This window comes from Bradyrhizobium sp. NAS96.2, from assembly GCF_001908235.1.
GTDB lineage: Bacteria > Pseudomonadota > Alphaproteobacteria > Rhizobiales > Xanthobacteraceae > Bradyrhizobium.
The window spans coordinates 20164-32294 of sequence record NZ_LGHK01000090.1 but is presented as its reverse complement, the minus strand read 5'-3'; the positions used below and the strand labels follow the sequence as shown (position 1 = coordinate 32294).

Sequence of the window (12131 nt, the reverse complement as noted above, 5' to 3'; positions counted from 1 at the left end):
CGTTCCATGCCCCGCAGCGACCTGCGATGGCGCCGCGCCCGGCACCGCATTTCGCCGCCCCGTCAGTGCGCCAGGCTCCCCATATCGCTGCGCCCCGCGTCGCAACGCATCGGCCCGAATTCCGTCGCGGCGCACCGCAGCGCCCGGCCCCCCATGTGGCCGCGCCATCACGCCCGAGCCCACCATCGCGCTTGAGCGCACGGCCGTCGCCGACGGAGCGAATTCAACAGCGCGCGCAGCAGCAGCAACTCATCCAGCAACGCCAGCAGACCGCGCAGCAGCGGCAGCGTGACACGCTCTCGCGCCAGACCGCGGAGCGGCAAGGTCGGATCGATCGCCTGCAGCAACGCGTCCAGCAATTGCAGTCGCAGAAGGTTCAGGGCGCACGCGCGCAACGCGTCCATGACCGCGCCCTGCAGGCGCAGAACCGCCTGCTGCAGCGCGAGCAGCGCTCACAGCAAGCCGACCTTGCCCGCCAGCAGCGATTGGCGCCGGCAGCGACGGTCGGGGCCGCCGCCGCAAGCACGGCCGCGACGCAAGCGGCCCAGCGCGAGCGATTTGCCGCACGCTTCCACGAGCAGGCAGGCGCGCAAGGCCAGGCGGCGCTTGCGATGCGTCAAGGTGGCTGGGCGCCCCGCAATGCCTGGCGGCGCGGCCATCGCGCGGCGTTCGTGGCGTGGCTTGGTCCGTTATTCCTGCCTTACGCCTATTCGGACATCTTCGACTACACGTTTTGGTCCTATGCCTACGAGCCCGGCTATTGGGCCTACGCCTATGACGACTTCGTCGACACCGTGTTCTGGGACACCAACAGTCCCTACTCCGCCTATGCCAGCATCGAGCCTGGGGATTATCCGCCGACCGCAGGCCGCACGCGGTCCCGTCAACGCGCCGATACGAGCCCGCAGGCCATCAAGCAGCTGTGCGGTGAACCGGACAAGGGCGTCACGGCCTGGCCGCTTGCCGACATCGCGCGGGTGGTGCGGCCGAGCCAGCAGCAGCGCGTCCTGCTCGACGATCTGAAGACTGCCGCAACGGAGGCCGCCAATGTCTTCAAGGACACTTGCACCGACAGCTATGCCATGACGCCGACCGGCCGCTTGCGATCGATGTTGAACCGCATCAGCGCGACGCTCGAGGCGATCAAGATCGTGCGGCCCGCGCTTGAGAATTTCTACAGCTCGCTCAGCGACGAGCAGCAGGCCCGCTTCAATGCGCTCGGCCCACGTGTCGGCGAGCGTTCGGCGCAACAGCAGGACACGACCGCGCAATCCGGCAAGTGCGGCGATTCGAAATCCGACCTGGCCCAATTGCCGATCAACCGGATCGATGCCTCGCTTCATCCGGCGGGCAAGCAGAAGGATGCGCTCGACCGCCTGAGCGATGCGACCGCAAAGGCCATCGCCGACCTGCAGGCCGCCTGCCCGAATGACATCCCGTTGACCCCGGTCGGCCGGCTGGGGGCGATGCAGCACCGGCTCGAGGCCATGCAGAAGGCTGCGAAGCTGATCGAGCCTGCCCTGGACAAGTTCTATGCCTTGCTGAGCAGCGAGCAGAAGGCGCGCTTCAATACGCTGCAGCAGGTCGCGAGCCCCTGAGGCCTCGGGCCTTCGATCTTCACCGCCCGGTGCGCGCGACGCCGGTTCCCCGTCTTGCGTTTGCGGCCGCCGCACAGCAATGTTCGGCACCGGCATCCTGATGCCGTGTCGAATGACGGGGCGGGAATGAAACGCAGTTGGACGAGTATCGGCGAGCTGCGCGAGCGCTGGGGCGATTCCCTGCTGACCGTGCTCACGGCCCTGATCATGATCATGATGTTCGTGATAGCGCCGCTCCAGGCTCTCGGCCTGTTCGAATTCCAGATATTCGAACTGCTGCTCGCGCTGTTCCTCGTCGGCGGCGTGTTCCTGATGTCGGGGAGCGCAATCGCGGTCGCCGCGATGCTGATCGCGCTTGCCATGATCGTCACGGGCGGAGTCCTGAGGCTGCGTTCGCCCTCGATCGTCGACCTCAATCTGTTCGCCGGCTCGTGGCTGATCGTCGGCATCACCCTGGCCGTGACGGTCGCTCGTGCGACGTTTGCGCCGGGCCGTGTCACCTATCACCGCGTGATCGGCGCCGTCCTGCTCTATCTATCCGTTGCCGTGATCTTCTCGGCACTCTACACCTTCATCGGCACGCTGCTGCCGAACGCCTTTTCCGGGATGAAGATGGAGGACAGTCCGGCGCTGGCAAACCAGCTGATCTATTTCAGCTTCATGACGCTGACGACCACCGGCTATGGCGACGTCGCCCCGCTGCATCCGATCGCTCGCAGCCTGTGCAATCTCGAGGCGATCTTCGGCCAGCTCTATCCCGCAACGCTGCTGGCGCGGCTCGTGACGCTCGAGATCACGCACAGCGATCAGGATTCGTGAGCGTGATGCGAGATTAGTCGGGCGGCTATCTGAACCGCAGGTTTGCGCGAGAAAGCTGGCCGATCGAGGAATACCCCATCAGCCGCATGTCCCGCACCAGCTCGGTCTGCAGCAGACCAAGCGCCCGCTCGACTCCAGCCTGGCCGGCCGCCGCCAGCGGATAGAGATAGAAGCGTCCGAGACCGACGGCCTTGGCGCCCAGCGACAGCGCCTTCAGGACATGGGTGCCGCGCTTGATGCCGCCGTCCATCATCACATCGATCCGGTCGCCCACGGCATCGACGATCTCGGCCAGTTGGTCGAACGCCGCCCGGGAGCCGTCGAGCTGCCGGCCGCCGTGATTGGACAGAATGATGCCGGTGCAGCCGATCTCGACCGCACGTTTGGCATCATCAACCGACATGACGCCCTTCAGACAGAACTGGCCGTTCCACTGCCGGACCATTTGTGCGACGTCGTCCCAAGTCATGGCCGGATCGAGCATCTCGGTGAAATAACGCCCGATCGACATGGCGCCGCCGCTCATGTCGACATGCTCATCGAGTTGTGGCAGCTTGAAGCTCTCATGGGTGACATAGTTGATGGCCCATGCCGGCTTGATGGCGAATTGCAGCATGCCGCCGAGCGTGAGCCGGAACGGGATCGAGAATCCGGTGCGCAGGTCGCGCTCGCGGTTGCCGCCGGTGATGCTGTCGACCGTCAACATCATCACGTCGACACCGGCCTGCTTGGCGCGCTGCATCATCGCCGTGTTCAGGCCGCGGTCGCGGTGGAAATAGAATTGATAGACCTGCGGCGTCGCGTAGGCCTTGCGCAATTCCTCCAGGCTCACGGTGCCGAGCGAGGACACGCCGAACATCGTGCCGTATTTCGCCGCGGCGGCAGCGACGGCCCGTTCGCCCTGATGATGAAACAGACGCTGCAGCGCGGTCGGCGAACAATAGAACGGCGTTGCCAGCTTCTGGCCCATCACGGTGACCGAGAGATCGACGGTCTCGACGCTGCGCAAGATATTCGGCACCAGATCGCACCGCTCAAAGCTCGCAGTGTTCTGCCGAAGCGTCGCCTCGTCGTCCGCCCCGCCGTCGATATAGTCGAAGATCGGCCCCGGAAGCCGCCGCCTCGCCAGTTCGCGGAAGTCATGGAAATTGTGGCAATCGCTCAAGCGCATGTCGTGCTCCGAAGGTCCGGACCGCAGCGTTCAACGGCCCCCACTGCCGTTCAAACCCACAGCCTCCGGAATAACGGGCACGCCTCGCCTTGTCCACCGAACGAGGCTGGCGGGTCAAACCACCGTCCGGTGGCGCTCGATGCAGGTCCGCAGCACCTCGTCCAGCGGCCGGCCCCACCAGTCATTGGAGAAGATCTCGATCTCCGAATAGCCGGCAAAGCCCTGCGCCTCGACCATCGCGCGCACCGATTTGATGTCGATGACGCCGTCGCCCATCATGCCACGGTCGTTGAGGATGTCCTTGGTCGGCACCAGCCAGTCGCAGACGTGGAACGCGAGCAGGCGATCCTTGCCGGCGCGCACGATCTGGCCCGTCAGCTCCGGGTCCCACCAGATGTGATAGACGTCGAGCGCGACGCCGATCGCGCAGCTGCGGCCGGGATCGAGCGCGTCGCAGATGTCGAGCGCCTGCCTTGTCGTGTTCACGCAGGCGCGGTCGGCCGCATAGGCCGGATGCAGCGGCTCGATCGCGAGCGGCAGCTTTGCCTGCTTTGCATAGTCCAGCATCTCGGCGATGCCGTCATGCACCTGATTGCGCGCCGCGGCGATGTCCTTTGAGACTGCGCTGCCCGGTCGCGAATATTGCGGCAGGCCGCCGACCACGAGCACGATGCAGGCGGCACCGAGCGCAGCGGCCTCATCGACCGCCCGGCGGTTGTCGTCACGCACCTCGCTGCGATGCGCGCCATCTGCCGTGAACATGCCGCCGCGACAATAGCCCGAGAGATCGAGCCCGGCATCCTTGACCGCACGCACCGCACGGTCGAGACCGACGTGAGCGACCTGGTCGCGCCAGGGATCGATGGCGCGGATACCGTGGCGCGCACAGGCATCGATGATGTCGATGAGATCGCCCTGCTTGCGGACGGTCGCCGTGTTCAGCGACAGCCAGCGGTGGTCGTTGGAAAAGTCGCGCATCAGGCGTCGATGCCGCGTGTTGTCAGGATGGCCTGCATCCGTCGTGTCGCAAGCTCTGGATTGGCAAGCAGCCCCGCCTGATCGGCGAGCCGGAACAGCTCGGCGAGATGCAGGGTCGAGCGCGCGCTCTCCTGTCCGCCAACCATTGTGAAGTGATCCTGGTGCCCGTTCAGGTAGGCCATGAACACGATGCCGGTCTTGTAGAAGCGCGTCGGCGCCTTGAAGATATGGCGCGACAACGGCACCGTCGGCCCGAGCACGTCGTGGAAGCCGACCGCGTCGCCGGCGGCCAGCCGTGACAGCGCATAGGACGCCGCCGGCGCGATCGCATCGAAGATACCGAGCAGCGCATGGGAGAAGCCCTGGTCATCGCCGGCGATCAACTCCGCATAATTGAAGTCGTCGCCGGTGTACATTTTCACCCGCGGATCGAGCCGCCGCCGCATGTCGATCTCGCGCTGCTTGTCGAGCAGCGAGACCTTGACGCCATCGACCTTGGCCGCATTGGCGTTGATGATCGCAACCGCCGCGTCCATCGCCTTGTCGAGATCGGCCGTGCCCCAATATCCTGATAGCGCGGGGTCGAACATGTCGCCGAGCCAGTGGATGATCACGGGCTCACGGACCTGCGACAGCACGAGGTCGTAAACCCTGGCGTAGTCCTCCGCATTCCTGCCGAGCTTTGCCAGCGCACGCGAGGCCATCAGGATGATGCGGCCGCCGGCCTTCTCCACCGCAGCGATCTGCTCCTCATAGGCGCGGATGACATCGTCGATGGATTTTGCATCTTCGACGGCAAGGTGGTCGGTGCCGGCGCCGGAGAACACCAGCGCGTTGCCCCTCACCTTCGCCGCCTTTACCGAGCGCTGGATCAATTCGAGCGAGGTCGCCCAGTCCAGCCCCATGCCGCGCTGCGCGGTGTCCATGGCTTCGGCGACGCCGAGGCCGAGGTCCCAGACATGCTCGCGGAATGCGATCGTCTTGTCCCAGTCGATCGCGGCCGTCAGCCAGGGATCGACGTCGGCACGGGGATCGGCGACCACATGGGCAGCAGAGAACGCCACGCGATTGAGCGCGCCCTCGAGCTTCGCCGGAAAGGTCCGCGACGCCGCCAGGCGGTAGGTCTCCAGGCCTCCATTTGCGGTCGGCAACCTCAAGGACAGCGACGACTTCGGCGGGACTGGCTTGTTCATGACAAGTCCTCTCTCAGACCACGATCGGCGCGACGTCGACCCAGCGCCGCTCCTTCCAGCTCTGCAGCGCACATTCGGCGAGCTGCACGCCCTTGGCGCCTTCGAGCAAGGTGTATTTGTAGGGCGCATCCTCGCAGACGTGGCGGATGAACATCTCCCACTGCTCCTTGAAGCCGTTATCGTAGACGACGTTCTCCGGCAGCTTCTGCCAGTCGGCATAGAAATCGTGCATGCGCTTCTCGTCCGGATTCCACACCGGCCGCGGCGTCGCCTGGCGCGCCTGGATCACGCAGTCGGTCAGGCCCGCCACCGCGGAGCCATGGGTGCCGTCGACCTGGAAGGTGACGAGATCGTCGCGGTAGACCCGCGTCACCCAGCTCATGTTGATATGGGCGATCACGCCGCCCCTCAGGCGGAAGGTGGCGTAAGCGGAATCGTCGGCGGTCGCCTGGTACTTCCCGCCCTTCTCGTCATAGCGCTCGGGAATGTCAGTCGTGCCGATACAGACCACGCTCTCGACCTCGCCGAAGAGATTGTCGAGCACGTAGCGCCAGTGGCAGACCATATCCAGGATGATGCCGCCGCCATCCTCGGCGCGGTAGTTCCAGGACGGCCGCTGCGCCTCCTGCCAGCCACCCTCGAACACCCAATAGCCGAACTCGCCGCGCACCGAGAGCATGCGGCCGAAGAAGCCGGAATCGCGCAGGAAAGCGAGCTTCTTCAGGCCCGGCAGGAACAGTTTGTCCTGCACCGTGCCGTGCTTGAGCCCCTTGGCGTTGGCAAGCTTCACGACCGCGACGGCTTCCTCGAGATTGGTCGCGATCGGCTTCTCGCAATATACGTGCTTGCCGGCATTGATCGCCTTGGTCAGCAGCGAGGGCCGCGCCTGCGTGGTAGCGGCGTCGAAGAACACGGTGTCGTCCTTGTCCGCCAGTGCGCGATCGAGATCGGTGGAGTGGCGCTCGATGTTGTAGCGTTTCGCGAGGCCTGCGACCTTCTCGGCGTCGCGGCCGACCAGGATCGGATCGGGCATGATGCGATCGCCGTTCGCAAGCTGCACGCCGCCCTGCTCGCGGATCGCAACGATCGAGCGGATCAGATGCTGGTTGAGTCCCATCCGGCCGGTGACGCCGTTCATGATCAGGCCGAGGCGTTTGGTCGTCATACTGGCTGCTCCTGCGAAACGCGTGGTGTGGGCCGCTTGAGCGGCTGCATGGTGGACCAGTCCGGATGGATCGAACTGGCAAAGCCCGGTGCGGCAGCGATCGATCCGGTCAGGAGATCGCCGTCATGGATCGCGAGGCGGACCTTGCCGCCGGCGCGCGTGTAGAGATCGGGATGCGCGGTGAGGAAGGCATCGGCTTCATCAGCCGGGGTGTCGGCAAAGCCGTCGACATAGTGGTGCCCGTTGCGCTCGGCATGGGTGACGCCGATCAGTGCGCCAAGCGCGAGATCCTGCTGCACGCCGAGCCCGGCCTGGCAAGTCAGGTCCTCGCCGCTGATGAAGTACCGATCGGCATCCGCGCTCCATGCCGCTGCGCGCGTCGCATTGATGATCGACTTGTAGATGCCCTTGCACGATTTCGAGGAGATGCCGCGATAGCCGAGCGCCCGCGCCTGCGGGAAGGCATCATATGAATCGTCGGCCTCGTCGATGATGAAGTTGCGCGCGGCGAGCTTCCCGAGTGGCGAGGTTTTCGTGATGTCGCGCGGCATCGGCTGCTCGATATACAGCAGGTTTGCCGCGATCGGCTCGAGCGCAGCGTCGTGGTCGAGCCGGTCGACCAGTTCATCCAGCGCAGCGAGATCGGCATACTGCTCGTTGGCATCGAGCGTAACCTTGATGGCGTAAGGCAGCTTGGCGAGTTCCCGGCCGATCCGCGCAAGACGCGCCGCGTCGTGCGCGGGATCGCCGTTCAGCTTGAGCTTGAAGTAGCGTGCGCCCGCATTCTCGTTGGGATCGGCGACACCGCCTTCGCCTTCAACCTTGTCGTCCATCCCGACCGTATGCCTCACGGCGACACGGTCGAGCCGCTTGCGTGTCGACAGGAACCGCACGATGGCAGCCCCGTCGATATCCGGCGTGAGCCGCGCGTCGATGCCGGCGATATTGCCGGCCATGCCAGCGAAGAAATTGACACCGGCTGCGCGCAGCAGCGCATCCAGGATCGCCTTGTCGATCTCGGCCGAGCCAAAGCCGGCGGCGAGCGGCGGAATGTCCTCCGCAGCGCAGGCCGCAACCTGCGGGCCGATACACAAGGCGTGCAGACCGAACGCGGTCTCAAAATCGTGGTTCACGAGATAGAGCTCGCGCGCAACCGCAAGTGAGCGGCGCAGGCCGTCGAGCGACTGTGCCTCCGTCAGATGCGGCCGCTTGTCGAACCATTTCGGCGCCAGCATCTCGGCGCTGGCGCCGGTGGCGCGGCCCTTGCCTTCCACCTCGATCTCGACCCGCACGAACAGCTGCGTCGACGCGGTGATCGTCACCGCGCCGAAGCGAAACGGCCGGGCGAACACCAAAGGTCGTTCGAAAAAGGCGATATCGTTGACTTTGAGGCGAAGCGGCATCGAAGACTCGGGCGTTAATCCAGCGATCCCTGCGTGAAGAAATGCTTGCGGATCCGCTGCACCAATTCGGTGAAGACGGGATCGGACATCGTCTCCAGCGAACGCGGCCGCGGCATCGGCACGTCGTAGATCGCGGCGATCGCGCCGGGACGCTCGGTCATCACGAGGACTCGGTCGGCAAGGAACACGGCTTCCGGGATCGAGTGCGTGATCAGGAGCACCGTCTTGCCGGTTTCGCGTTGAATTCGCATCAGCTCGACATTCATCCGCTCCCGCGTCATGGCATCGAGCGCGCCGAACGGCTCGTCCATCAGCATGATCTTGGGATCGTGCACCAGCGCGCGGCAGATCGAGGCGCGCTGCTGCATGCCGCCGGACAATTGCCAGGGCAGCTTCTTCTCGAAGCCCTCGAGCCCGACCAGCTTCAGGAGTGCCTTGGCGCGGGCGAGATATTTGTCCCGGGCGAGCCGCTTCATGTCGATCGGCAGCATCACGTTGGAGAGGATGTTGCGCCACGGCAGCAGCAGCGCGTTCTGGAACACGATGCCGACATTGCCGTGCGGCCTGGTCACCGCCTCGCCGTCGACCAGCACCTCGCCGGTCGTCGGCGGCAGCAGGCCCGAGATCATCTTGAGCAGCGTGGACTTGCCGCAGCCGGACGGCCCGACCACGACAAAGAACTCGCCGTCATTGATGGTGAAGTCGAGCGGCCGCAGCGACGGCACATCGCCATCGCGCGAGCGGTAGGTCTTCGACACGCCGGACAGTTTGATGCCCGGCGTAGCGCCGCCCGCGCGGTCCGACACCAGGCGCAGATGCGCGGCGGGCTGGCTGATATCGGTCGGCTTCGGTAAGGGATTCATCGCGATCCTCTCCACGCGTCGTCCCTGCGAAAGCAGGGACCCATACGCCGCGGCTTCTCGTTCGGGGACATGGGGAGAGACCTTCCGCAACGATTGACGCCGGGGGTTATGGGTCCCTGCTTTCGCAGGGACGACAGTCGGTGATGATGGTTCACGAATCGCCCTTCGGCAGGTAGTCGTTGGTGTAGAACGCCTTCGGATTGGCTTTCGCCTTGGCGTCGAGGCCGCCATATTCGACCATCAGATTGACCGACTCGGTCATGTTCTGGTCGGTGACCTGGAACGGCCGTTTGGTCTTGGTTTCCGGCGTGCGATAGAGCGGGATCGTCAGCTCGAAACCCTGCGTCAGCGTGTCGATCTTGCCGCCCTTCGGATTGGCGTCGAGGATCGATTGCGCGGCGGCCTTCGGGTCCTTCTCCGCAGCTTCCACCGCCTTGGTCGTCGCCGACATGAAGCGGCGGACCAGATCGGCGTTGGCCTTCACATAGTCCGAGTTCGCGATGATGCCCGACGACACCATGTTGATGCCGTAGTCGGCGAACTTGATCGGATAGACGTCCTTGCCGGTGGCGTCCTTGATCTTCATCGACTGGTCCATGACGTAGCCGAGCAAGAGATCGGCCTGGCCGTTGATCACGGCATTGAGCTTGGTCTGGCCGTCGCCGGCGACGGTCTGGAAGTCGCTTTCCTTGAGACCGGTCTTCTTCAGGAACAACGGCCAGATCTGGGTCATCGAGTCCGCCGGCGTGATCGCGACGGTCTTGCCCTTGATATCCTCGGGCTTCCTGATGTTCTTGTCGACGAAGCCCATGGCCGACATCGGACTGGTCTGCAACAGCACGCCGGTGGCGATGACCGGCGCGCCCTTCACCGCGGCGCGCATCATCGTCGGCACGTCGACATAGCCGAAATCCGCGGTCTTGGCCGCCACCGCCTGCGTGGTCGCGGCCGAGCCGCGGCCTTCCTGGATCTCGAGGTCGATGCCCTCGGCGGCATAGATGCCCTTGGCCTTGCCGTAATAGAACGGCGCGTGCTCGCCATAGACGTACCAGTTCAGCATCAGCACCACCTTGTCGGCGGCGGATGCCGGGGCCACCGCAAGCGCGGTCCAGGCCAGTGCTGCGCCGGCGACCGCAATCAAACGCTTCATGGTTGTTCTCCCTTTATTGTCCGCGGCCTTGTGTGGGCCGCTTGTTCGATTGCTGCGCTAGGAAGCGAAGCTGATGTCGTCGCGCTGGCTGACGTGCCAGGGGATCACCAGCCGCTCGATGCGGTCGACGATCCAGAACAGGATGACGCCGAGCAGCGCCAGGATCACCAGCGCCGCGAACATCGTCGGCAGGTCGAAGGTGCCGATCGAGCGCTGCATCACATAGCCGATGCCGGAGTTGGAGCCGACGAACTCGCCGACCACCGCGCCGACCACCGCGAGCGTCACCGAGACCTTCAGGCCGGAGAAGATCGCGGGCATCGCATGCGGCAGGTTGACCGCACAGAACACCTTGAAGCGGCTGCCCTGCATCGCGCGCGCAAGGTCGACCATGTCGGGATCGACCGACTTGAAGCCCTGCACCGCCGAGACCACCACGGGAAAGAAGCCGAGCAGGAACGCGGAGATCACCTTGGGGATAATGCCGAAGCCGAACCACACCACGAACAGCGGCGCGATCGCGATCTTCGGCACCGATTGGGAGAACACCAGCAGCGGATAGACGTAGCTCTCGACGGTCTTCGAGCCCGCGATCAGCATCGCGACGGGAACGCCGAACAGCGCCGAGAGCAGGAAGCCGCAGATCGTTGCGTAGGTGGTCGGCCAGGACTGCCGCAGCAGTTCCGGCCAGTCGCTGATCAGCACCGAAACGACGTCGCCGGGCGACGGGATCTGATAGGCCGGGATGTGGAACAGGCGGATCGAGAGGTCCCACGCCACCACGATGACCACCAGGAACAGGAACGGGCGCACCCACGCCGCATTCAGCACCTTCGATAGGCCCGAAGGGCTCTTTGCCTCCGCCACGTCGCGCTCCCTTTGCAGTCTCTCCGCTCGATTAGAAATTAACCCGTTGGATAAATACTGTCCAGCCCCTCGCACGCGGCAAAATCGAGCCGAAATATGCAACTTTCGTCAGGCAAGATTTTTATCGGCGAGTGCTGTAGCCGGGATGAAGCGCAGCGCAATCCGGGACCGCATCATCCACGGAGAGAACTCCCCGGATTGCGCTTCGCTTCATCCGGGCTACGAAAAAACTGCGGACGCGCGGTGAAGCCTCACACCACCCGGTGTTCGCTGGTGCGCAGCAGCGGCATCGCGCTGCCGACTTCGGCCGTGGATTTGCCGGTCAGCGCCGCCAGCACCAGCGCGGTCATGTGCTCGAGGCGCTCATCACGGGCGTCCTTCTTCAAGAGGTCGCGGCCGAAGATCACGCTCAAGGTGGCGCTGTTGGAGAGATAGAAGAACGCGAGCCCCGCGATCGAGATATAGAGCTGCACCGGATCGACGGCGACGCGGAAGTCGCCGCTCTCGACCCCGCGCGTCACCACGGTGCGGATCATCTCGACGAAGGGCGAGTGCATCGACTTGACCTTGGTCGAACGCTTCAGGTGCTTTGCCTTGGCGAGGTTTTCCGTGTTCAGCAGCGCCAGGAACTCGGGGTTGCGCAGAAAATAGTTCCATGTGAAGTCGATCAGGCGCCCGATCGCCTCGGGCGGATCGAGATGCTCGAGATCGAGCGTGCGCTCCTCGGCGCGGATCTTCTCATAGGCGCCTTCCAGCACCTCGAGATAGAGATCCTCCTTGTTGCCGACATGGTAGTACAGCATGCGCTTGTTGGCGTCGGCATTGGCCGCGATGCGGTCGACCCGCGCGCCGGCGAGGCCATGGGCGGCGAATTCCTGCTTGGCCGCCTCGAGAATCCGCAGCCGCATCCCCTGGGGGTCGCGC

Annotated in this window: 11 protein-coding genes; 2 read left to right on the top strand and 9 right to left on the bottom strand. The window is 64.7% G+C overall.

From position 1 onward, the window contains the following. Window positions 1-1598: Spy/CpxP family protein refolding chaperone (locus AC628_RS20715; protein ID WP_349510125.1), on the top strand; the 1598-nt coding region annotated here is incomplete at its 5' end. Window positions 1599-1724: 126 nt separating this feature from the next. Beyond that, complete coding sequence (locus AC628_RS20710; RefSeq protein WP_074128626.1) at window positions 1725-2417, top strand: potassium channel family protein; 693 nt, start codon at window positions 1725-1727, stop codon at window positions 2415-2417. 25 nt (window positions 2418-2442) lie between these two features. On the opposite strand, the gene AC628_RS20705 is transcribed toward AC628_RS20710, so the two are convergent. The 9 genes from AC628_RS20705 to AC628_RS20665 all read right to left on the bottom strand — a co-directional run bounded on the left by AC628_RS20705 (window position 2443) and on the right by AC628_RS20665 (window position 12115). Next, on the bottom strand, window positions 2443-3588 hold the full coding sequence (locus AC628_RS20705) for an alpha-hydroxy acid oxidase (RefSeq protein ID WP_074128625.1): 1146 nt from the start codon (window positions 3586-3588) through the stop codon (window positions 2443-2445). Window positions 3589-3702: 114 nt separating this feature from the next. Beyond that, a complete protein-coding gene (locus AC628_RS20700) occupies window positions 3703-4566 on the bottom strand; it encodes a sugar phosphate isomerase/epimerase family protein (protein ID WP_074128624.1) in 864 nt (287 codons plus the stop codon). After that, complete coding sequence (locus AC628_RS20695; protein WP_074128623.1) at window positions 4566-5759, bottom strand: dihydrodipicolinate synthase family protein; 1194 nt, start codon at window positions 5757-5759, stop codon at window positions 4566-4568. The genes AC628_RS20700 and AC628_RS20695 overlap by 1 nt, the downstream gene beginning before the upstream one ends. 13 nt (window positions 5760-5772) lie before the next feature. Continuing rightward, window positions 5773-6924, bottom strand: a complete 1152-nt coding sequence (locus AC628_RS20690; protein WP_074128622.1) for a Gfo/Idh/MocA family protein — start codon at window positions 6922-6924, stop codon at window positions 5773-5775. After that, window positions 6921-8327, bottom strand: coding sequence for an enolase-like domain-containing protein (locus tag AC628_RS20685; protein ID WP_074128621.1), 1407 nt, complete (start codon window positions 8325-8327; stop codon window positions 6921-6923). The genes AC628_RS20690 and AC628_RS20685 overlap by 4 nt, the downstream gene beginning before the upstream one ends. A 14-nt stretch (window positions 8328-8341) precedes the next feature. Beyond that, window positions 8342-9190 (bottom strand): ABC transporter ATP-binding protein, encoded by an 849-nt coding sequence (locus AC628_RS20680; protein WP_074128620.1) that lies wholly within the window; start codon window positions 9188-9190, stop codon window positions 8342-8344. 151 nt (window positions 9191-9341) lie between these two features. Further along, the gene (locus AC628_RS20675; protein WP_074128619.1) at window positions 9342-10340 is read right to left on the bottom strand and encodes an ABC transporter substrate-binding protein; all 999 of its coding nucleotides are present in this window, start codon (window positions 10338-10340) and stop codon (window positions 9342-9344) included. Window positions 10341-10397: 57 nt separating this feature from the next. Then, on the bottom strand, window positions 10398-11207 hold the full coding sequence (locus AC628_RS20670; RefSeq protein WP_074128618.1) for an ABC transporter permease: 810 nt from the start codon (window positions 11205-11207) through the stop codon (window positions 10398-10400). Between the two features lie 251 nt (window positions 11208-11458). Then, window positions 11459-12115: a TetR/AcrR family transcriptional regulator gene (locus tag AC628_RS20665; protein WP_074128617.1), complete on the bottom strand. Its 657-nt coding sequence runs from the start codon at window positions 12113-12115 to the stop codon at window positions 11459-11461. Window positions 12116-12131 lie beyond the last annotated feature (16 nt).